The following is a 22,950-nucleotide window of genomic DNA, read 5'->3' as shown; positions in this document are numbered from 1 at the left end:
CATGCCGCGTCTTTTTTAATATATGAGAATTTTTACTGTTTTAAAAACAGGTCTGCAGCCTGACGTCCTAGTCCAGGATCATCTGTAAAGACACCATCAACACCGGCTTTAAAGAAGATTTCAAACTCGGCCAACGCCCCTGTTTCACACTTCTCAGCAGGATTTGGACTACAATCGAGGCGATCAGGTAAAAATTCATTTTCTGGGCGCAAGGTATAAGGATGTACTTTCAGGCCCTGTGCATGTGCCAGACTCACAAAATTGGTGATTACTCCCTGATTACTGACGATATAGGTTTTACTTGGTCCCACACCATCAGCATATTGCGCAACCGTTTTAAGTCCTTCTGCACTGGCCAATTGACCATAAGTAGTCCCCAGACCTGCTTTTAGTGCATCAGCAGGCTGAGAACTCTGTCCGCTGTAGAGCTGAATGATTTTTGCATGTTGCAAGGTGTTTAAACGATCTAGCTGACTGCGTAGATATTGCAGATTTTTAACTTCAAAAGATTGTAGATAGACCGGGGCAATACTTCGCGAATATTCATATTTCGCCAAGCTACTCAATAAACGGTCTTCCATGGCCAGATTTAAATCCTGGAAATAGGTTGGGTGTTTAGTCTCAATATACAGCCCAATAATTTTTCCTGTTTTTTGATAGTGCTGATCAGCCAGTTCAATAATTTCTTCTATCGTCGGCACTAAAAACTGATCATTATATTGAGTGTTTTGTGGGCGAATATCTGGAATACGTTCGCGGGCTTTCAGCTGCTTCAGTTCACTTAAGGTGAAGTCTTCGGTAAACCAGCCTGTTAAGCTGACTCCATCAATGATTTTGGTGGTTTTACGATCTGCAAATTGTGGCAGTTCACTGACATTGGTCGTACCGCCAATTTCATTTTCATGACGAGCAACCAAATAACCATCTTTGGTTGGAACCAGATCAGGCTCAATAAAATCTGCACCATCCTCAATGGCTTTTTGATAAGCCTCCAAGGTATGTTCAGGACGCAAGGCGCTAGCGCCTCGATGTCCGACAATAATAATTTCAGGTTCAACATAGGCCGGTGGTGTCGGCGTTGGAGTGGGATTATGCGTTTGATTATCACGATCATCACTATTACAAGCAGTTAAAGTGAGAATGCTGGTCAGTATCAGTGTTTTTCTTAGCATGTGGTCCTCTGATGATGCTGTTATTTTATTTGACGCATGCGTAGTGTTGAAGGAAAAACTTGCATTCTCATGACAGGTTGCAAAATAGCGACAATGTAAATGATGCTAGAGCGAGATAAATCTTTTATCTCCACATTTTCTCCTTATTTTTCGTTCAGCACATCTTTATGTAATATTTTCTTGTATTTTGGGCTTTAGTCACTGAATATCAATATAAATTTGCTAGGGTAAAGCGCCTTCAGAAGTGCTCAACCAAATCTTGGCTCAACCCCATCATGTGACCAAATCTATGCTGTCAAAATTTTTTATTGAACGTCCTATTTTTGCTGGAGTCCTGGCCATTATTGTCATGGCGTTTGGTATTTTTTCCACTTTAGGTTTGCCGGTCGAGCGTTATCCGGATATTGCCCCGCCGCGCATTACCGTGAGCACCACTTATACCGGGGCTTCGGCAGAAACAGTGGAGGAGAGCGTGACCCAGGTGCTGGAGCAGCAGATTCGAGGGCTGGATCATCTGCTGTATTTTAGCTCGAGTAGTGATTCTTCGGGGCGCAGCCGTATCAGCATCAGTTTTGAAAATGGCACAGACCCAGATACTGCACAGGTACAGGTGCAAAATGCGATTAATAGCGCCATTAACCGTTTGCCTGAAGATGTACAGCGCCAAGGCGTGAATGTGTTTAAATCTCTGGGTGATACCCATATGGTCATCGGTTTGTATGACAGCTCTGGTCACAGTTCCAATATTGAACTGTCCGATTATATGATGACCCATCTGGAACAGGATCTGGCGCGTATTGAAGGCGTGGGTGAGGTGGATGTCTTCGGTTCGCAATATGCCATGCGAATCTGGTTGAATCCTTTAAAACTGAAACAGTATGCCTTAATGCCAAGCGATATTCGGGCCGCTGTTGAAGCCCAGAATACCCAGGTGGCAGCCGGCAGTATTGGCGATTTACCCACCGCAACCGATCAGTATTTAAATGCCAAAGTCACCTCCGGTTCACGTTTAAAAACTGTCGAAGAATTTGAAAATGTAATTTTAAAGTCGGCCCAGGACGGCAGTTTTGTTTATTTAAAAGATGTGGCGCGGGTCGAGCTGGGGGCAGAAAATTATCAGTCCTTTAATACGATTAACGGCTATCCTTCAGCTGCGCTGGGCATCTCCCTGGCCTCTGGCGCCAATGCACTGGCGACCTCGGCTTTAATCCAGCAGGAAATTGATCATCTCTCCAAACAGTTGCCTGAAGGCTACAAGATAGTCTATCCACGCGATAATACGCCGTTTGTGAAGGAGTCGATGAAAGAGGTGGTAAAAACCCTCATTGAAGCGATTATTCTGGTGGTGATCGTGATGTTCCTGTTTTTACAGAACTGGCGCGCTACCTTAATTCCGACCATCACCGTACCGGTGGTGATTTTAGGTACCCTGACAGTGCTGTATGTGCTGGGCATGACCATCAATACCTTAACCCTGTTTGCGCTGGTACTGGCGATTGGCCTGCTGGTCGATGATGCGATTGTGGTCGTAGAAAATGTTGAGCGTTTGATGCATGAGCAGCAGCTTTCAGCCAAACAGGCGGCAATCCAGTCGATGCAGGAAATTAGCGGGGCACTGGTCGGGATTACCTTGGTGCTGACCGCGGTGTTTATTCCGATGGCATTTTTTGGTGGCTCGACCGGGGTCATCTACCGTCAGTTTTCCATCACCCTGGTGGCCGCGATGTCCTTATCTTTGCTGGTGGCACTGATTTTAACCCCGGCCTTATGTGCCTTAATTTTAAAGCCAAAGCAGAAAACCGCCCGATGGGCCGCCTGGTTTAATCAGAAACTGGAAAATCTGAAACAGCATTATCTGCGTTCTTCAAGCTGGACCCTGCAACATCGCACCATCTGTCTGGTGATTTTTGTGGCTTTAATCGGGGTATTTGCCTTGTTCTATCGAGCCTTGCCGACCAGCTTTATTCCAAGTGAAGATCAGGGCATGCTCACGGTACAATTTAAATTGCAAGAAGGCGCGCCCCTGTCAAAAAGCCGTGAAGTTGGGGGAACGATTCGTGCCTATTTTATTGCACAGGAACAGGCCAATGTTGATCTGGTGATGATTCGCTATGGCCGTAATTTCTCAGGTACTGGTCAGAACTTGGGGCAGGGCTTTATTGCGCTGAAACACTGGGATGATCGTCCGGGCAGTGACAATGCTGCGCAGGCAATTCGTGAGCGGGCCATGCAGCATTTCCAGCGTCATCCAGATGCGCAGATTATGATTGGGATGCCGGCCTCGGTGCGCGGTTTAGGCCAGACCGATGGCCTGCAGTTTTGGCTGCGAGATTTAAATGGGCAGGGCCGTGATTATCTGGAGCAGCAATTCCAGAGCCTGCGCAGTCAGGCCGACCGTTATTCCAGCTTTGCCAATCTGGATAAAAAATCCAATCCGGAAAAAGCCGAGCTGAATGTCAATATTCATCAGAAACAGGCCATGGCCAATGGCCTGAGCCAAGGCGCGATTAACAGCACCTTGTCGGCGGCATGGGGCGGCAGTTATATCAATGACTTTATTGATCGTGGCCGGATTAAACGGGTGATTATGCAGGGTGATGCCGAGTTCCGTGCCACCCCGGAAGATTTGCAGGCCTGGTCGGTCCGTAATGCCAACGGGCAGATGGTGCCGTTTGGTAATTTCTCTACCCTGAGCTGGGGCGGCGGACCAGAAGTGGTGAACCGGTTTATGGGCTATACCGCACTGGAAATGGAAGCCGATACCGCAGCCGGTGCCAGCTCTGGTCAGGCCATGCAGGATATTCAGCAGCTGGTTGACCAGCAGGACGGTGTTGATCTGGCCTGGAGCGGCTTGTCCTTTGAAGAAAAGCAGTCCAGCAATCAGGCTTTATTGCTGTATCTGGTATCAATTGGTTTTATCTTCCTGTGTCTGGCAGCGCTGTATGAAAGCTGGACCATTCCAACTGCGGTGATGAGCGCGATTCCACTGGGTATTGGTGGTAATATCTTGTTCAGCTACCTGGCCGGGTTCCCGAATGATATCTATTTCCAGATTGCACTGCTGACCACCATCGGCCTGTCCTGTAAAAATGCGATTCTGATTGTCGAGTTTGCTTCGATGGCGCAGCAGCAGGGGCGCAGCGCCGTGGAAGCCGCACTGGAAGGAGCGAGTCTGCGTTTACGTCCTATTCTGATGACCTCGCTGGCCTTTGGGGCCGGGGTCATTCCGCTGGTATTTGCCTTTGGTGCCGGTGCGGTCAGCCGTCAGGAAATTGGCGTGAGTGTGCTGGGTGGGGTGATTTTCGGTACGGTTCTGGCGCTGATCTTTATTCCCTTTATGTATGTACTGGTGCGTTCGATCTTTAAACTGAAACAGGCCTGATCCGCCGGGTTTATACAGAGAAAAATGCTGCTGCTTCAGGGACACTGCGGCAGCACGCAGATGCAGTGCAAATCACTTTACATTTTAAAAAATAACCAAGAATAATGATGAGAGTTTATGCTGAATCCTTTTGAACTTCAGGCACTGGAACAGGCCATTTTGCAGCAGCATCCAGAGCGGGTACAGACCCTGATTGCGCATATGAATCCGGCCGATTTGGCGGTCTGGATTGAACAGCTGTCGCTGCAAGCGCAAGTTCGATTGATTCCCACCCTGGAGCAGGCCGCGCTGATCTTTGAGTTTTTGCCAAAAACTGTGCAGGCGCAAATTGCCGAACAGCTGGACCCAGCCGATTTGTTGCAGCTGATGAGTGCCATGCATTCAGATGACCGGACCGACCTGTTTAAAGGTTTGAGTCCGACGCTACAGCCGTGGATTCTGGCCGAGCTGGCCCCGGAAAAACGTCAGCAAATTCAGCAGCTGGCGGCTTACCCGGAAGAATCTGCCGGGGCGATCATGAGTTCGGATTTTGTGACTTTATCCCCAGAGCTGACGATCCAGCAGGCGATTGAACAGTTGCGTCAGGTGGCGGCAGACCGGGAAACCCTGTACCTGATTTATATTGTAGATGCGCTACAGCATCTGCTCGGTGTGGTGTCCTTGCGGCAGATTGTTCAGGCCGCGCCAGAGGTACAGCTGCAGCATCTCATGACCACGGATCTGGTGATGGGCCAGGTCGATGAAGATCAGGAACAGATTGCCTGGAAGCTGGCGCATTATGATTTTCTGGCCTTGCCGATTGTTGATCAGGCGCAGCGTCTGGTCGGGATTGTCACCTATGATGATGCCATGGACATTGTCGAGGCCGAAACTACTGAAGATATTTTAAAATCCGGTGCGATTGAATCCTTGCCCAACCTGAGCCTGAAAAATGCACCAATTTTATCTTTATATCGCCAGCGCGTGTTCTGGCTGGTATTTCTGGTGTTTGGCAGTTTGCTGTCCGGTTTTGGGATTGCCCATTTTGAAGAGATTATTGCCGCGCATATTGTGCTGGTGTTCTTCTTGCCCTTGCTGGTCGGTAGTGGCGGGAATGCCGGGGCGCAATCGGCGACCTTAATGGTCCGTGCTTTAGCCACCGGCGATGTGCATTTTCGTGACTGGTTCTATCTGCTCGGGCGGGAAAGTCTGGTGGCGCTTTGTTTAGGTGGCACCATGGCACTGGCCGTGTCGGTACTGGGTTATGTGCGTGGCGATTTGATGGTGGCGGTGGTGTTGGCCTTAAGTATGCTGGGCATTGTGCTGATGGGCTGTCTGGTTGGCATGAGCCTGCCGTTTATTCTCAATAAGCTGAAACTGGACCCGGCCAGTGCGTCGGCACCTCTGGTGACCTCAATTTGCGATGCCAGCGGGGTGGTGGTTTATCTGTTTATTGCCTCACAGCTGTTGTTTTAGCCTGTATTTACAAAGCAGTAAAACGTTTGAGCAGCGCGCTCGAGTATAGTAAAAACATGACATAAATAGATAAAAATCAGGTTGATTCATGACAGAGCTGCACAGCACCAAACCCAAACTTTCCCGGCAAGAGGTGATTCGCCTGGAGCGTGATCTGGCCAAGTTTGCCAATATGATGGATTCGGTGGTGCGGATTCCGTTTACCAAACAGGGCGTGGGCGCTGATGCGGCTTTAAGTACCATTCCGGTGGCCGGCGATCTGGCCGGTTTTGTACTGACCTGTTATGCAATTTATAAAGCCAAACAGGTCGGCGTGCCACAAGCCAAACTGAATCCGGTCATGAAGCTGGCGGTTATGGATGCGGTGGTGGGCTTTATTCCGATTGCCGGGACGATTTTTGATATTTTTATTCGCCCTAGCCGTAAGGCGCTGGATATTGTGCATGAGCATATCCGGCAGGAATATGATATCCAGAGTGACCATCATGTGGTGCATCCTTTCTTGCATGAAAAACTGGAGCAGAAGCAGCAATATTCGGCATTCTGGCGTAATCCTGTGGTGGCCTGGCTGTGGATTCATCTTCCTGATTTATTAGGCCTGTTGTTCCTGATCATTCTGGTGGTGGCGACCTTGGCCGGGCTGCAATGGGTCTGGCAGTGGATGCAGGGTTTAAATCTTTAAGTAAGCTGTCATCATTCCAACCAGTATCTATCACACATAAAAACAAAAGCCTCCATATGGAGGCTTTTGTCTATTTAACGGTTGGGCATTATTATTAAGGCAGGTTTAACTGCTGTAATGCCGCCACACGCTGTTCAATGGTCGGGTGGGTCTGGAATAACGCTGCCAGACTAAACCCTTGTTCCTGACCGGCAGAAATCGCGAAGGCTTTCATTTCTTTTGGCATTGCATCTGGCATTTCAGATTCGGCCTGTAAGCGTAACAGGGCAGAAATCATGGCCTGTTTGCCAGCCAGACGGGCACCCGCTTCATCGGCGCGGTATTCACGTTGACGCGAGAACCACATCACAATGGCCGAAGCCAGAATACCAAACACGATATCCAGCACAATGGTAATCACGAAGTAGGCAATGCCTGGCGCTTCGCCATCTTCACGGCCAAATACGTTACGATCAATGAAATCACCGGCAACACGGGCAAAGAACATCACGAAGGCGTTGACCACACCCTGGATTAACGCCAGCGTAACCATGTCACCATTGGCCACGTGACCAATTTCGTGCGCCAGTACGGCACGTAATTCATCTTTGTTCATACGCTCCAGCAGACCGGTTGAAACCGCCACCAAAGCATCATTCTTGTTCCAGCCGGTTGCAAAGGCATTCGACTGATAAGAAGGGAAGATACCCACTTCTGGCATTTTAATGCCAGCACGTTGCGACAATTGTGCAACTTCATTTAATAACCACGCTTCAGCCTGGTTACGTGGGGCATTCGGGTCAATCAGCTCTGTACCGGTGGTTTTTTTCGCCATCCATTTAGACATGAACAGGGAAATTAAAGAACCGACCATACCGAAGACAAAACAGATGACCAACAGGTTGCCTAGATTTAAGCCACCCGCGCCATGGTAACTACCGACACCGAAGAGTGACAAAATAATGCCAGCTACAACCAGTACCGCGAGGTTGGTTAGCAAGAACAAACCAATCCGCATCATTGAGTAAATCCTCTTAAAATGAAAATGTAATCTGATTCATAAATCATGCAAGTAAATATGCGGTGAATGTATTAAAAATTCAAGAAAAAATCGTGAAAATCAACAAAAAATCGTCTTAGTCCGAAATGGTGATTCGGGCTGCAGCAGAGGCATGTGCCGTGGCATAGGAGCGGACCGGTGCATCGGTAAAGCTGCCATCTGCGGCAACAATAATTTCACGCGATGGGCGTGCAGGCTGGGCTGCAGTTAAATGCGAACCAGAAGAAAGCGTATTGGATTGGGCCAGTAACGGTCCCTGATCGCTACTGCTGACACCACCGGCATACAGATTGTGATAACGGCTGGTCACGCGGCGCACATAGTCCTGAGTTTCACGGAAGGGCGGAATGCCACCGTATTTGGCGACATTGCCTTCACCGGCATTATAACCGGCCAATGCTAAGGATGTATTACCGTTAAAACGTTTTAGTAACCAGGCCAGATATTTGGCCCCGGCCATAATATTTTCATAAGGATCGTAGGCATTAGAAACCTGAAAACGTTTGGCAGTGGCCGGCATCAGCTGCATTAAGCCTTGGGCCCCGACCGGAGAGCGAGCATTGACATTAAAGCCGGACTCGGTGTGCATGACGGCTTTAATCAGCCCAGACGAAATACCGTGGCGCTGCGCGGCCTGCTGGATAATATGGTCAAAGGCATTTTTATTGCGGCTATAGCTTGGTAAGACCGATGCTTCAGAGCTGCCCCAGTTGCTATAACGATGAATATTGCTGTCGGGATAATACGTCACTTTGACTTTTTTCAGGGACTGGTCTGAACTTTTACGATTGGTCAGCAGGGTAGAGCCATTATTGTCTTTATAGACATAAATCTGTCCGGCATGACTGTGCGATGCAACCGCAAGCAGCGTCACACATCCCCAAAAAGCCAGTTGTTTAAAATGTAATCTTTTATACATTATCGTATTCATTATGGTAACGAAGTTCATACTGTCCCCAAACAGGTGGTTTGAGTTTAACAAAAAAAACATTGATGAAAAGAGTCTTTACATTTATTTCCCCGTTTACTTTGTAAAAATCAAGCCCTGTTTGCTGACAGAACAATCAAAAAAAATATTTATTTTTTTTATTCTGGTCTGCTTGACACACTTAAACCATTGATTTTAATTATAAATAAAATTGATTAAAAAATGATCAATTTAAATAGAAGCCTTCAATTGCAGGCAAGTGACCTTGTCAAGTTGTTTTAAATCCACAAAGTTATCCACAGCTTTTGTGGAAAACTGTGGAAAAGTCCAAAAGATAAGCATCTTGCTTAAAAGATGAACGCAAACGTTCAAATTAGCATAAAAATAAAGACAGCGAGATGACAAAAAATGACAAGCAGGAAATTACATTCTTTTGATGCGTGCCGGGACTGAATCGGCTAAAATTGCGCGGTATTTTTTTTATGGGTAAATCTCGTCTATGTTCTCGCCAGTTGAGTCCGATCAAGGATTTAATTTTAAACCAGAACTGCCAACCAGCTCTGCGTATTACCGTTTGCTGAAAAAGCTGCGTCGCCAGGTGGGTCATGCCATTCGTGATTACAAGATGATCGAAGACGGTGACAAGGTCATGGTGTGTATTTCGGGTGGTAAAGACAGTTATACCTTACTGGATATTCTGTTGCAGTTTAAACGTATTGCCCCGATTCATTTTGATGTGGTGGCGGTGAATCTGGACCAGAAACAGCCGGGCTTCCCTGAAGATGTGCTGCCGCGTTATCTGGAAGAAAATAATATCCCGTATTATATTCTGGAAAAAGATACCTACAGTATTACCAAGCGTCTGACCCCGGAAGGCAAAACCTACTGTGCAGTGTGTTCGCGTCTGCGTCGTGGTTCACTGTACGGCTTTGCCCAGGAAATTGGGGCAACCAAGGTGGCACTGGGGCATCATCGTGATGATATTCTGGCGACTTTCTTCCTGAACCTGTTCCATGGCGGCAGCTTAAAGGCGATGCCACCGAAGCTGTTATCTTCCGACAAGAAGAATATGCTGATTCGTCCACTGGCTTATGTGGAAGAAAAAGACATCATCAAATACGCGCAAATGCGCCAGTTCCCGATTATTCCATGTAACCTGTGTGGTTCGCAGGAAAATCTGCAACGTGCGATTATCAATGACATGCTGCGTGAATGGGACAATGCTCATCCAAAACGTCTGCACAGTATTTTTGGTGCATTGCAAAATGTATCACCATCGCAACTGGCAGACCGCGAGCTGTTTGACTTTGAAGCACTCGATAGCGAGCGCGAGTTTGACTTTAAAGGCAGTTATTCGCACGAGAATGAAGATGGTCAGTCCAACCGCATCAACATGGTCAATTTAGGCTATGCAGCTGACTAAATAGTCAAAAAAAGCATTGAACTTCAGTTCAGTGCTTTTTTTATATATTTGAATTATTTCAATATTGTATTAAAAATATAAAATTTGAACGCATCGTACAAAAAATCTTAGCCATCTTTTATGATTACATGCTATAACAGGTCACAAGCATCATTGCTTCACAAAAATGTTGTCTGGACAGGCGACACAAATGAACAAATAAATTGAGGAATAATCATGCCTGCTTTTTTATCTGATGATTGGTTTGCAACCGTAGAGAACCTGACGGCTCAAGCTGGTGACTTAAATTTACCACCTGCGCTTGCGAATCTTGCAATTAATTTGGTTGTTACGGATGCTTCAGGCAATACAGAATTAGCTTTAGACGGTGGCAAAATCCAGAAAGGATTGTCTGCAAATGCAAAAACAACCCTGAATATGGATGCTGAGACCTTACGTAAAGTGTTCCTGGAGTTTGATATGGCTGCAGCCATGCAAGCCTTCATGACCGGTAAAATCAAAGTACAAGGCGATATGTCTCAATTAATGGCATTGCAAACTGCAAAACCAAGCCAAGAGCAAAAAGACCTGTTCAAAAACGTTTTGGCGCAAACCACCTGATTGTGACCCGACACAAAAAAGCTTACCCGAAGGTAAGCTTTTTTTTGCCTTGAAGATCAACGGTGAAGCATTTAAATATTCACCAGCTGCGGCGTGGTCTTGATGTGTTCCAGATAGGCACGGATACGGGTCACGTATTGTAAGGCCTGACGATAACGTCCGTTCTTGGCTTTATTGCCGTCTAAGTAAGCATACAGGTTGACCCAGTTGTTCGGGTTTTTACCGGTGGCCTGAATACGCTTCTGAATCTGGCTCACGGCACCCGGACCCATGTTATAGGCCACCAGTGCATACCAGTTACGGTCTGGAAACGGAATATGCTTATAACGGTTCAGCATCAGGTTGTAATACTTGGCACCGCCCTGAATGCTCTGGGTTGGATCGGTACGGTTACTGACGCCCATGGCTTTGGCTGTGCTGTTGGTCAGCATCATCAAACCACGAACACCGGTTGGTGAAACAGAGTTCGGCTTTAAGTACGATTCCTGATAACCAATGGCCGCCAGTAAATGCCAGTCCAGATCATACTGCTGCGCAGTGCGCTGGAAGCTGGCCTTATATAAAGGCATGCGATTGCTTAAGTCGCGCTGGATAGTATTCCAGGATTCCTGCTTAACCACATTCTGGTTATAGAACGAGGCCAGCTGGTTGATGGCACCGCTTTGTTTGCCACGGCAGACAAAGGCACTGGCGGTCTGGCTCAGCGGATCATCGGCATGTTTAAATACCCAGTTTAAATTGCTGTTTAGGCCATTTTTCTGCAAGGTGTTTAAATCGCCACAGGTGGCCGAAAAACCGGTCAGATGCTTGTTTTCAATGCTCTGAATACTGGCAGTGGTCATGGCAAAGTTGGCTTTACCTGACACCACCCATTGCAACGCTGTCGCATTGTCCGGTACGGTTTTAAACTCGAGTTTGACATTCAGGCTATGCGCATAGTTGCGCACCAGGTCATAACCAAAGCCATGCAGATGCTGACTGTTCTGAAACACGGTGGTCGGATTCGAAACAGAAACCACGGTCAATTTATTGTGATTGACCACGCGATCAAACTGATACGCTGCTTTACTTGCATTAATACTATGAAACGGAATTAACGCACTGCTTAATACTAAGACTTTTAAAGGGAGAGAGTTGAAAAAAGAGTGAAGGCCAAGCCTCGACCCAGAAGTTGAACTACTGTGCATGTTGTCTCCGCTACAAGTAATTTATGCCCTACAAAGCAGGAGGCAAAAGGCCTCAGACTTTTTCAAGTTTGATAAATTCAATAAGAGGGTGGGCACTCATGACGTCATTCAAAATGACATGGGATGAAAGATAAAAAATGTGGCTACGCCACACAGGTTAAAAAATGATCACAATTAAAAGATGTGCGCATAATAAAGACCAAAATTTGAGTTGTCAAATTTTGTCCATAAAAAAATAAAAAACTGTTTCATAAGTAAATGATTCTATTTAGGAAAAATATTTTATAAACTTTAAAAGTGGAGTAATTGGGGAGAAGGCAGCAGTTTTTGGTAAGCTACAGGCATATTTTTCTGCTGTTAAAGGCCATGAAATCGAGCTTAATTACCCGTGGTGGACATGACAAACTGGTCGCGGAACTTCAGCATTTGTGGCATGAAGAACGCCCTGAAATTACCAAAAAAGTGAACTGGGCGGCCAGTCTCGGCGATCGTTCGGAGAACGCCGATTACCAATATAACAAGCAGCTGCTGCGCAAGATTGACCGTCGGGTACGTTACCTCGGCAAGCGGCTGGAAGAGCTGCGAATTATTGATTTTTCACCTGAACAGGAGGGCAAGGTCTATTTTGGCGCTTGGGTCGATATTGAAAATGATGATGGCGAGCAGAAAACCCTAAGAATTGTCGGGGTTGATGAAATTTATGATCATCATCCACAACATATTTCAATTGACTCGCCAATGGCGCGCGCCTTGCTGGGCAAAAGTGTGGATGATGAAGCAGTAGTGCAGACGCCATCAGGTGCAAAACACTGGTATATTGTCGACATTCGCTATGAAAAGTTTGAAAATTCAGCAAATTAAACGATTTTGATTTTATTTTGTACAGTCGGTTGCGAAAACCTGGAAAAATATTTGCCAAGTTAAAATTTTCTTTATATGATAGCCGCCATTGGAAGCGTGGCAGAGTGGTTTAATGCACCGGTCTTGAAAACCGACGAGGGTGTGAGTCCTCCGTGAGTTCGAATCTCACCGCTTCCGCCAAATTCAAAAAGCCCTGACATTGTCAGGGCTTTTTTTATTGCGCTCCGTTTTATTTTTATATTCTTTATATGGAGCTGATTTATTTTAAAGAGGAGAGCTAAACATATTTTATAGGTATTATATAAATACCTTTAAGATATATTATTTTGCTTCGAATATCTAAAAATAAAAATCCATAAAATATGAAAAACGAATATTTATATAGATTGCTTTTCTATAAAATAATCATCGATAATCTTTCACCTGTCGCAATGTATATGCGACAGATGAAGATTAAAATCAATTATTTAAATTTTATAGGTTGACAGTAATATATTGGTTTCACTGTTATAAATCCCTGAAATACTTCTGATCCGACTTAAAATTAAATCAAAATTCACCAAATTGTCGGACTGGATTTCTACCAGTAAATCCCATTTGCCATTCGTCGTATGTAAGGTCTGAATAGCCGGATCGAGACGTAGCTCCTTGATGACGGCCTGTGCCTTGTTGCCTTCCACCATAATACTCTCCAGGCCTGAATAAGCTGTGGATTCAGGTTCGGTTTAATGCGTACCGTATAGCCGGTAATGATGCTAGTCGCTTCCATGTACTCGATTCGCTTTTGAACCGTGGCCCGGGAATTTCGGGTTTTCTGCGCAATTTCTGTAATTGAGATACGTGCATTTTCTCTTAACAATCCAAGTATTTTATTGTCCGTTTTATTTTTTTAAACGGATGAATAATTGGTTTTTAATTCTTGATTCTTAGTTATTATTGAATAATAAAAAAAATAATTGGATTTAAGGATAATATTCTAAGCACTATCTGCCTAAACTATTTCTGAATAAAATTCTTTATCCCAAGCTTATTGAAAATCAAAAGTGTATCTCTATTTTATAAGGCTATTCTCTTTAAACGATTTTCACTATAAAAAGAGAGAAGGCTAAACTTGCACTCAATGTTGAAGCAGAGTTTAGCCAGTTCATCTAGTTCAAATTAACGTACAGTTTTCCCCAACCGTGCCAGTAAAATCACTGGAATCAGTCCGACCAGAACAATCAATAAGGCTGCAATTGCGCCTTCTTCATAGGTACCACGTGAGGCTTCGGCATATAACTGCGTGGCCAGGGTTTCCATATTCAGCGGACGTAGCAACAATGTGGCCGGCAGCTCTTTCATACAATCCACAAAAATCAGTAAGGCTGCTGAAATCAGTGCAGGACGTAATAAAGGCAAATGGATACGGGTCAGAATCCCGCCTTTGCTCTGGCCCAGATTACGTGCGGCATCATCAAAAATGCCATGAATCCGGTTATACCCCGATTCAATCCCGCCAATTGAAATGGCTAGAAAGCGTACCGCATAGGCGTAAATTAAGGTGAAACTGGTGCCTAAAAACAGCAGGCCGGTATCCAGACCAAGCTGGAATTCCAGAAAATCCGCTACGGCGTGATCAATCGCGCCCAAAGACAGCATCAGGCCAATGGCCAGTACGGTGCCCGGAATGGCATAGCCCAAACTGGCAACCCGGCTTAGCCAGCTGCTTCGGCTAAACCGTGCGGTACTCACAATCATAAAGCCAATCAGCATGGTCACAAAAGTGGCAATACTGGCTAAGGTAAGCGTATTGATTGAGGCTTGCAGCAGATATTCAGAGAAACCGGCATATTGTAAACGCTGATAAGATTCGACCAGTAAATGACTGATCGGAATTAGAAAACCAATAATCACCGGAATCAGCCCTAGGCCGAATAGCAGCCAGGCTTTGGCGCCGGTCACTGGCTGGGCGGGCATCAGCCGGCTACGCTGGGCCGAGTTCATATAGCGCTGTTTGCGTCGCCCCAGCCGTTCTACCAGTACCAGCAGGCTAATGATCAGCAACATAAAAATTGCAATCTGGGCGGCACTGGCCAGATCGGACTGGTTGGTCCAGGTCGAATAAATTGACAGGGTCAGGGTTTTAATGCCCAGAAATTCGGTGGCACCAATATCATTGATGGTTTCCATCAGGGCCAGACTGGCACCAACCGCAATGGCCGGGCGAGCCAGCGGAATCGCAACCCGGAAAAATACCTGTTCCGGTTTTAATCCCAGACTGCGCGCTACTTCAATCAGGCTGGCTGACTGCATCAGGAACATGGCACGGGTGCTTAAATAGACATAGGGATACAGCACAAAACTAAGCAGAAAAATCGCGCCCCAGAGCGAGCGGATATTCGGAAACCAGAGCTGCTGCATTTCTAGCTGAAGCCAGTCCCGCAGCAGGGTCTGCACAGGACCAATCGGATGCAAAATATCAATATAGCTATAGGCAATAATATAGGTCGGTACGGCCAAGGGCAGTAACAGTGCCCAGTCCAGAAAACCACGGCCACGGAATTGATAGGCCGTGACCAGCCAGGCACTGCCGGTACCAATCAGAATCGTCAGAATCCCGACACCAAACAGCAACAGGCCGGTTTCAATCAGGGTGGGAGGAATCACATATTGCAGCAGATGGTCCCAAATCTCGCTATTGCCCTGTAAGGCCGTCCAGAGCAAAGCCAGCACAGGCAGACAGGCCAGCAGGGTAAACAGGCCACTGAGTGAAAAAAGTGCAGTTACAGGAGATTTTTTCTGGGTCATCGGGGGATCAACAGGCTGGACATGGACACAAGACTGATAGCACGAGCAGCAGTCTGCCCGCGCTATCTGATGATTCAGGTTTAGTGATTAAACTGGACTTTATCAACCAGCAGATTGGCTGCCTTACGATGGCGAGCAATCTCACTTAAACGCAGTGAATCAATATCTAACTTGCCGAAACTGGCGATAATCGGATCAATCTTCACGCCTGGTTTGACGGGATATTCATAACCACTTTGTGCATACATGGCCTGAGCCTGATCTGAGGCCAGGAACTCCAGTAACTGTACCGCTTCTTTGCGATTTGGCGCATGTTTGGCTACAACTGCACCTGAAACATTGACATGGGTGCCGCCATTTTTAAAGCGCGGTAACACCACATTAATGGCATTGCCCCAGCGCTGCTGTTCAGCATTGCCATTGCGCATGGTGCCCACATAATAGGTATTGGCCACACCAATATCACAGATTTTACCCAGAATATCGCGCGCCACATCGCGGTCACCGCCACTGGCCGGACGTGCCAGATTGGCTTTAACTCCACGTAACCAGGTTTCTGCCGCTTTTTCACCATGATGGGCAATATAGGCGGCAATTAACGCGGTATTGTAGGGATGGCTGCCCGAACGGATACAGATTTTGCCTTTCCATTGCGGATTGGCCAGATCTTCATAATGAATGGCGTTCAGTGGGGTACGTTCTTTGGAGGCATAGACTGCACGGGCACGCATTGACAGGGCATACCAGTGACCATTGGCTGCACGTAAATTGGCCGGAATGGCATTATTTAATACTTTGGAATTCACGCGCTGGGTGAGATCTGCTTCGACCAGATCCACCAGATTGCCAAAATCGACGGTCAGCATCACATCGGCCGGTGAACGGCGTCCTTCAGCTTTCACTCGCTCCAGCAGGCCATCTTTAATAAACACGGTATTGACCTTAATGCCGCTGCTTTCGGTAAATTCTTTTAATAAGGGCTGAATCAGCACCGGTTCACGCGTGGTATACAGGTTTATCTGCGCGGCTTGCGCCAGACCGCTCAGCGCCAGCAGGCCGCTGGCCAGCAGTGGAATTTTGATTGTTACTTTCATCATTTTTCATTCCTTATTGTCAATTTAAAAAGTATTGGCCACTTCAGTCGTGGTGGTGGCTGCCGGCTGTGAATCTTGGACGAAGAAAAAACACTGCTGCAGATCGAGGCTCACATAGACCTGTTCCTGATAAGCGGTGTGTGCCGGGCTGACCTGCGCCAGAATAATAGTCTCGGGGTCCAGTTGCAGGCGTAGCTGTTCGGCATGCCCCATAAAGCTGGAGGACAGCACGGTCGCCGGGATTGTACCGGTAGTCGGCTGGCTAAACACCTGCACCTGATGTGGACGGAAACAGCAGCGGATTGGCTCTTGGTGATGCGCCAGCGCTTCACTGATGGGATGTGCGCCAAAACAGGTCTGTAATTGCTGCGCGACACGCTGCGCCGGAATTTCATTCAGGGCAGAAAAATAACGGGCGGCAAATAAGGTGGCTGGCTGTCGGTATAGGGCTTTCGGCGTACCGATCTGAATAATTTCGCCCTGATGCATCAAAATAATCTGATCGGCAATTTGCAGCGCCTCTTCCGGATCATGGGTGACAATGACTGTAGTGGTGCCAGTCTGCTTCAGAATCTCGATGGTATTTTGCCGGATCTGGTCGCGCAGGCGATGATCGAGATTGGAAAAAGGTTCATCCATCAAAAGCACCTGCGGTTTAGGTGCCAGGGCACGGGCCAGGGCCACGCGCTGCTGCTCGCCACCAGACAGGGTATAAGGATAGCTGTGCAGATGATGCTGCATCGAAACATGCTGTAGCGCCTGCTCGGCCACCGCCCGACGCTGTGCTTTGGGCAGTTTTTTCAGGCCAAACATGACATTGTCCAGTACGCTTAAATGCGGAAACAGGGCATAGTCCTGAAACACCAGACCAATATTGCGCGCTTCGGCTGGAATCTGTTGCTGTTCATTCCACAGGATTTGCTGTTCAAGCTGGATTGAGCCACTGCTTGGGGTTTCTAATCCGGCAATCAGACGAAGCATGGTGGTTTTGCCACAGCCAGAATGGCCCAGCAGGCAGAGAATCTGTCCGCGCTGTGCAGACCAGCTGGCCTGATGCACCGCAAAACGCGAGCCGAATTGTTTGCTCAGTTGCCGAATGGTCAAGACATTGGCCTGAGCTGCAGTATAAGCATTCATGGTCAATTCACAGGATGATTTTTATGCAGTTATCATAACTGAGAATTTTTCTCATGTGGAGTGTTTTTACCAATGAGAATGTAAATAGTTTCAGCTTTTGAGAGTTTTAGCGGGTTATAGGCAATCGGCCGATTTTCTTCAATTTATTTTCATAAATGGTATTTGAGTTGCTGCAAAGGGTTCAGCTTAAACAGGCTGTTCACACTTAGGTAAAAGTCAATCAAGGCCAGCTTGAAGACATAAAAATAGCCGCTCAATGGAGCGGCTATTGGGTCAAAATCATCATGACCTTTGGGAGAGAAGGACGGGTTTATTTGCCCGGTAAGTCAAACCAGATCATCTGGCTTTCTTCGGCTGCCTGAATATCCGCATGTTCTGCAAATAAAAGTGCATCACCAGCTTTAACTGTATGTTCACCAATCTGTACTTCACCACGAATCACATGCACATAGTTGAGCTGCTGGGTCGCCTGTACGTTTAGGCTTTGGCCGGCTTCAAGTACCGCGGTTTTCACTTCAGCCTGCTGGCGAATATGCATGGGTGCCTGTTCGGTTGGGCCAACAATCAGGTGCCATTGGTTCGGCTGTTCACGTGGGTCGAGTTTAATTTGCTGATAATTTGGCTCTGCATCACGCACATTTGGATGAATCCAGATTTGCAGCATATGCACTGGTACATCGCCCTGGTTGATTTCACTGTGCTGAACCCCGGTTCCGGCGCTCATCAGCTGCCATTCACCCGCACTGATATGCCGTTCATTGCCCATGCTGTCTTTATGTGAAATGGTGCCATCCAGTACACAGGTTAAAATTTCCATGTTGTCATGCGGATGGGTACCAAAACCATTGTGGGCAGCAATCCGGTCATCATTAATCACACGAAGCACACTCACACCCATGTATTTCGGGTTGTACCAGCTGCCAAATGAAAAGCTGTGTTTGGTGTCTAACCAGCCGGCTTTAACATGACCACGTTCTTCACTACGATGTAAGTAGGCGTTCATCAGATAATCCTCTAATTCTTTTTGAGCTTGAGGCTATCTTAGTGTTTTACCTGGTGCCTGTTCTAGGCATGGAATGCAACATATCGTTCCAGATTCGCAACGTCATAGATTCAAACCTCCGTAATCAAAAAAGCCTGCATCGGCAGGCTTTTTATGGGGTATAAGCAGATTATTCGAGGAATTTAACCGTAACCCCTGAACGGACTTTACGGCCCAGGTCGTTGGCATCCCAGTTGGTCAGACGGATACAGCCATGCGAATAGGATTTAGAAATCATCGACGGGTTTGGCGTACCGTGAATACCAAAGGATTTTTTGCTCAGACCAATCCAGATATTCCCCACTGGACCGTTTGGACCTGGTGGTAAGGACAGTGGCTTCATGTTTTTGCCCTGGATAAAGTTACTTGGCGAGTAGCTGTACCACGGGTTTGGTGCCACACCAGTCACTTTATAAGTCCCGGTTGGTGAAGGGGTGTTGGTATTCCCAATACTGGCCGGGAATGATGCGATCATCTGGTTGCGGCTGTTAAATAGATACAGCTGCTTAGCGCCTTTGTGCGCCACAATCAGGTGGATATCTTCCGGCAGGTCATTACGCACATTGGCCACAATCAGTTTTTGACCGGCTTTGTTAAAGTTGGCATTTGGATTGAGCTTTTTCAGGAAGTTTTCATCCATATGGAACTTTTCACCCAGCATTTCAGTGACACTGGTGTAGTGCAGGCCTTTCATTTTGGCTTGCAGTGCATAATCGCCCGGAATTGATTTCACATACGGACCTTTCAGGTCATCTTCAGTAATGGTGTATTCCACGAAAGCCGGTTTTGAACCCTGACGGGCAATTAAAGCATCCCAGGTTTCCTGCGTCAGCACACCGGTCGGTTTAATCCCGTTCATCTGCTGGAAAGAGGCAATCGCTTTCAGGGTATTTTTACCGCTGGTTCCATCAATCGCACCCGGAGAAGCATGAGCATTATTGAGCATCACATGCGCGCGCGCATAGACCGGGAACTGGCCTTTGCCAATATTTTCATACCAGCTGGCATTGTTCAGGCCATCTAAAGTCCAGGAGGCTTTGGCTGGCGCTGTCCTGGCTGAAGTCGTTGCAGGCGCAGCAGTTGTCGGTGCGCTGCCGATATCAGCCTGGGTATCTTCGGCATTTTGCAGGTCTTCAAGGGTCGCTGAAGCCTTGTTCAAATCTTGTTCTTCTTGTTGCGTAATCTGCGTTTCAACTTCTGAAGGTACGACTGCCGCTGATGCGTCTGTTGCAAGCGGATCAATCGGATCTTCAACCGCTGTATCGCTAATCAATTGAGGATTCAACGGCTGTTCAGCAGTGGTTGCAGCCAGGGCTGTACCAGCAAACATGCAACTTAAACTCATTGCGAGTACTGTGCGAACGAACATGTAAGTCAACCTTAAGAATTATTCATTTACATTTTAAAAACTACACAAGTATTACAGAAAAAATGAGGAGATGCAGTATCTGTTTTGTGTAAATATCACTTTTATCTTTTACAGTCCGGCATTTTTAAAGGACTAAAGAAGTTATTAAAATTTCTGCCTTTTTGATATGATAGAGGCAAGATTCAGTCGAAGTTAGGAAAGTAAATGACGGCCTTAAAAAATGATCGTTTTCTACGTGCCTTGTTGCGTGAACCCGTAGATACCACGCCGGTATGGATGATGCGTCAAGCAGGACGTTATCTGCCTGAGTATCGTGAAACCCGTGCCAAGGCCGGAGATTTTCTTTCCTTGTGCAAAAATACCGAATTTGCCTGTGAAGTGACCTTACAGCCTTTGCGCCGTTATGAGCTGGATGCAGCCATTCTATTCTCCGATATTTTAACCGTACCGGATGCTTTGGGCTTAGGTTTGTACTTTGAAGCTGGTGAAGGTCCGAAGTTTCATAAAACCGTGCGTACCGAGCAGGATGTCGCCAATCTGCCGAATTTTAATGCCAAGTCAGATCTGGACTATGTCATGAATGCGGTATCGACCATTCGTTCGGCTCTGGGCGGACAGGTGCCGTTAATTGGTTTTTCTGGCAGTCCGTGGACGCTGGCGACTTATATGGTTGAAGGTGGTTCAAGCAAGGATTTCCGCTTTACCAAGCAGATGATGTATGCCCAGCCGGAAGTGCTGCATGCCTTGCTCGACCGTCTGGCAGTCGCCGTGATTGACTATTTGAATGCGCAAATTGATGCTGGCGCACAAGCGTTACAGATTTTTGACAGCTGGGGCGGGGCACTGGCGCATCGTGAATATATCGAGTTCTCGCTGAACTATATGCAAAAGATTGTAGCGGGTCTGCAACGTGAAAAAGATGGCCGTAAAATTCCGGTCATTCTATTTACCAAAGGCGGCGGTCAATGGCTGGAGCCAATGGTGGCCACCGGTGCCGATGCCTTTGGTCTGGACTGGACCACGCCATTAAATGTGGCGCGCCAAACCGTGAATGGCCGTGCTGCCTTACAGGGCAACCTGGATCCAGCCACGTTATATGGAAGCCCGGACTCAATTGCCAAGGCGACCAAAGCCATGCTGGATGATGCCTATGCGCATGGTGAAAAAACTGGCTATATTGCCAACCTTGGACATGGCATTACCCAATGGGTGGATCCGGCCAATCCGAAAGTCTTTATTGATACGGTGCATGAATACAGTGCCAAGTACCTTTAAGAAGATGCAACAATATTAGGATTCAGCCTTGATCACAATTTTAAAATCAGGTTTTGAATTCACTTATAAGGCAGCTTCGGCTGCCTTATTTGGAATTTTATTGCTGATTGCTTTTGCTTTTACCGCCAGTCTGGGTAGCCAGGACTATTACGGTTTTTTCCGTTATGACTATTTGCTGTTTTATGCGGTCCTTATCCAGATTTTACTGCTGTATCTCAAGCTAGAATCCTGGGCCGAGGCCAAAGTCATTGCGCTGTTTCATCTGCTGGCGATGATCATGGAAATTTTTCTGACCCATCCGGCGATTGCGTCCTGGCAGTATCCGCAGCCGGCCGTTTTTAAAATTATGACCGTACCACTGTTTGCCGGGTTTATGTATTCGGCCGTCGGCAGTTTCTTTGCCCGGTCCTTGCGTTTGTATCGGGTATCTTTTACTCGCTTGCCGGGTTTTGCCAATATGCTGAGTCTGGCGGTGCTGTCTTATATTAATTTTATGAGCAAGTTTTTTGTGCCGGATATCCGCTATGTGCTGTTTGCCTGGAGCGTACTGATATTCTGGAAAACCCGTATCCAGTTTGAATTGCAGCATCACCGGATGCAGCTGCCGATGTTACCGGTCTTGTTGTTACTGGCCTTTATTATCTGGATTGCAGAAAATATCAGCACCTTTTACCAGATCTGGCTGTATCCAAGTCAGGTCGACAGCTGGCATATGGTTGGCTGGGGCAAGTTGGGGTCCTGGTATCTGCTGTTATTGCTGAGTCTGGTGCTGGTCTTGAAAATTCTGGGTGATCGTCAGCCAAATGGCATCTGGCAACTGAAACCTGCGCACTTAAAGGATACAGAAAAATAATTTTTCCACTTTGGTATAAAGTGTTTTGTGTTCGCTGGCGGATGCGTTATCTTTAAACAGTGTAATAAAAATTACACATTGTGAAACAATAACAAACTCAGATAATAAATTCTGGAGACTTTTATGTTAAAAAAATTAGCTTTGGCAGCAGTATTGGCAGTAGGTTCAACAGCAGCATTTGCAGACGCTGATGCCGGCTGTGGTATTGGTTCTCAAGTTTGGGCAGGTCAGTCTGGTAAAGTGCCTAAAATTTTAGCTGCTACAACCAATGGTATTTTTGCAAACCAGTTGTTCGGTATTACCTTCGGTACTTTAGGCTGTAGCGGTACTGGTACTGTAACTGCGCAAGTGGTGACATTTACCAATGAAAATGCCGAAACGCTGGCGCGTGATATGGCTGTAGGCGAGGGTGAAAGCCTGAACGTACTGGCTGAATTACTGAGCATTAAAGCAGAAGACAAAGCACGTTTCTTTGCAGTGACCAAACAAAACTTCTCTGAAATTTATTCAGCTGACAACCAGACTTCTGTTGAAGTGCTGGCTTCTTTACAGTCAGTGATGGCACAAGACGACATCTTAAAAGCCTACGTCTAATTAAGCATCCCATAAAACCCTGTCTTCTGGCAGGGTTTTTCTCTATATAAGAACCGAATTAGAATTGATC

18 protein-coding genes, 1 tRNA gene and 1 pseudogene are annotated in these 22,950 nt (G+C 46.8%); 10 read left to right on the top strand and 10 right to left on the bottom strand.

Annotation, left to right across the window (positions count from 1 at the left end; translation table 11 throughout):
• Positions 1-32: 32 nt before the first annotated feature.
• Positions 33-1,172 (bottom strand): glycerophosphodiester phosphodiesterase, encoded by a 1,140-nt coding sequence (locus FTU69_RS06125; RefSeq protein ID WP_005176354.1) that lies wholly within the window; start codon positions 1,170-1,172, stop codon positions 33-35.
• 289 nt (positions 1,173-1,461) lie between these two features.
• On the opposite strand from FTU69_RS06125, the gene FTU69_RS06120 reads away from it, so the two are divergent.
• The 3 genes from FTU69_RS06120 to FTU69_RS06110 all read left to right on the top strand — a co-directional run bounded on the left by FTU69_RS06120 (position 1,462) and on the right by FTU69_RS06110 (position 6,691).
• On the top strand, positions 1,462-4,554 hold the full coding sequence (locus FTU69_RS06120) for a multidrug efflux RND transporter permease subunit (protein WP_180103613.1): 3,093 nt from the start codon (positions 1,462-1,464) through the stop codon (positions 4,552-4,554).
• Positions 4,555-4,671: 117 nt separating this feature from the next.
• Positions 4,672-6,009 (top strand): magnesium transporter, encoded by a 1,338-nt coding sequence (gene mgtE, locus FTU69_RS06115; RefSeq protein WP_180103612.1) that lies wholly within the window; start codon positions 4,672-4,674, stop codon positions 6,007-6,009.
• An 88-nt stretch (positions 6,010-6,097) separates the two neighbouring features.
• On the top strand, positions 6,098-6,691 hold the full coding sequence (locus tag FTU69_RS06110; protein WP_180103611.1) for a DUF4112 domain-containing protein: 594 nt from the start codon (positions 6,098-6,100) through the stop codon (positions 6,689-6,691).
• Between the two features lie 94 nt (positions 6,692-6,785).
• Here the strand turns inward: FTU69_RS06110 and htpX are convergent, their stop codons facing one another.
• Complete coding sequence (gene htpX / locus FTU69_RS06105; protein ID WP_005176364.1) at positions 6,786-7,691, bottom strand: protease HtpX; 906 nt, start codon at positions 7,689-7,691, stop codon at positions 6,786-6,788.
• Positions 7,692-7,806: 115 nt separating this feature from the next.
• Positions 7,807-8,649 carry a lytic transglycosylase domain-containing protein gene (locus FTU69_RS06100; protein WP_034597413.1) on the bottom strand — a complete coding sequence of 281 codons (843 nt, stop codon included), beginning with the start codon at positions 8,647-8,649 and terminating at the stop codon, positions 7,807-7,809.
• Between the two features lie 508 nt (positions 8,650-9,157).
• Between FTU69_RS06100 and ttcA the strand changes: the two genes are divergently transcribed.
• Positions 9,158-10,081 (top strand): tRNA 2-thiocytidine(32) synthetase TtcA, encoded by a 924-nt coding sequence (gene ttcA, locus FTU69_RS06095; RefSeq protein WP_005176370.1) that lies wholly within the window; start codon positions 9,158-9,160, stop codon positions 10,079-10,081.
• A 216-nt stretch (positions 10,082-10,297) separates the two neighbouring features.
• Complete coding sequence (locus FTU69_RS06090) at positions 10,298-10,681, top strand: SCP2 sterol-binding domain-containing protein (protein WP_016659963.1); 384 nt, start codon at positions 10,298-10,300, stop codon at positions 10,679-10,681.
• Positions 10,682-10,752: 71 nt separating this feature from the next.
• Here the strand turns inward: FTU69_RS06090 and FTU69_RS06085 are convergent, their stop codons facing one another.
• The gene (locus FTU69_RS06085; RefSeq protein WP_168398145.1) at positions 10,753-11,868 is read right to left on the bottom strand and encodes a transglycosylase SLT domain-containing protein; all 1,116 of its coding nucleotides are present in this window, start codon (positions 11,866-11,868) and stop codon (positions 10,753-10,755) included.
• 366 nt (positions 11,869-12,234) lie between these two features.
• Between FTU69_RS06085 and greB the strand changes: the two genes are divergently transcribed.
• Positions 12,235-12,729: a transcription elongation factor GreB gene (greB, locus tag FTU69_RS06080; protein WP_005176376.1), complete on the top strand. Its 495-nt coding sequence runs from the start codon at positions 12,235-12,237 to the stop codon at positions 12,727-12,729.
• Positions 12,730-12,819: 90 nt separating this feature from the next.
• Positions 12,820-12,909, top strand: a tRNA-Ser gene (locus tag FTU69_RS06075).
• Between the two features lie 287 nt (positions 12,910-13,196).
• Here FTU69_RS06075 and FTU69_RS06070 read toward each other — a convergent pair.
• The 6 genes and pseudogenes from FTU69_RS06070 to FTU69_RS06045 all read right to left on the bottom strand — a co-directional run bounded on the left by FTU69_RS06070 (position 13,197) and on the right by FTU69_RS06045 (position 20,158).
• Positions 13,197-13,597 (bottom strand): annotated as a pseudogene (locus tag FTU69_RS06070) (Lrp/AsnC family transcriptional regulator).
• A gap of 290 nt (positions 13,598-13,887) precedes the next feature.
• The gene (locus tag FTU69_RS06065) at positions 13,888-15,516 is read right to left on the bottom strand and encodes an iron ABC transporter permease (protein ID WP_180103610.1); all 1,629 of its coding nucleotides are present in this window, start codon (positions 15,514-15,516) and stop codon (positions 13,888-13,890) included.
• 80 nt (positions 15,517-15,596) lie between these two features.
• A complete protein-coding gene (locus FTU69_RS06060) occupies positions 15,597-16,610 on the bottom strand; it encodes an extracellular solute-binding protein (protein ID WP_180103628.1) in 1,014 nt (337 codons plus the stop codon).
• Positions 16,611-16,634: 24 nt separating this feature from the next.
• Complete coding sequence (locus FTU69_RS06055) at positions 16,635-17,747, bottom strand: ABC transporter ATP-binding protein (protein WP_180103609.1); 1,113 nt, start codon at positions 17,745-17,747, stop codon at positions 16,635-16,637.
• 310 nt (positions 17,748-18,057) lie between these two features.
• Positions 18,058-18,750, bottom strand: coding sequence for a pirin-like bicupin family protein (locus tag FTU69_RS06050; protein WP_180103608.1), 693 nt, complete (start codon positions 18,748-18,750; stop codon positions 18,058-18,060).
• Positions 18,751-18,919: 169 nt separating this feature from the next.
• Positions 18,920-20,158, bottom strand: coding sequence for a L,D-transpeptidase (locus tag FTU69_RS06045; protein ID WP_180103607.1), 1,239 nt, complete (start codon positions 20,156-20,158; stop codon positions 18,920-18,922).
• A gap of 204 nt (positions 20,159-20,362) precedes the next feature.
• Here FTU69_RS06045 and hemE point away from each other — a divergent pair, with 204 nt between their 5' ends.
• The 3 genes from hemE (at position 20,363) to FTU69_RS06030 (ending at position 22,880) form a co-directional block, all read left to right on the top strand.
• Positions 20,363-21,433 carry a uroporphyrinogen decarboxylase gene (gene hemE, locus FTU69_RS06040; RefSeq protein ID WP_180103606.1) on the top strand — a complete coding sequence of 357 codons (1,071 nt, stop codon included), beginning with the start codon at positions 20,363-20,365 and terminating at the stop codon, positions 21,431-21,433.
• 28 nt (positions 21,434-21,461) lie between these two features.
• Entirely contained in the window at positions 21,462-22,286 is an 825-nt protein-coding gene (locus tag FTU69_RS06035) for a DUF817 family protein (protein WP_016659970.1), read from the top strand.
• Positions 22,287-22,409: 123 nt separating this feature from the next.
• On the top strand, positions 22,410-22,880 hold the full coding sequence (locus FTU69_RS06030) for a DUF3015 family protein (RefSeq protein ID WP_180103605.1): 471 nt from the start codon (positions 22,410-22,412) through the stop codon (positions 22,878-22,880).
• Positions 22,881-22,950: the final 70 nt, after the last annotated feature.

Origin of the sequence: Acinetobacter sp. YH12134, from assembly GCF_013418555.1 — a bacterium.
Classification (GTDB): Bacteria; Pseudomonadota; Gammaproteobacteria; order Pseudomonadales; family Moraxellaceae; genus Acinetobacter; species Acinetobacter indicus.
The sequence above is the reverse complement of the archived record's forward strand: the minus strand, read 5'-3'. Positions and strand labels throughout refer to the sequence as shown.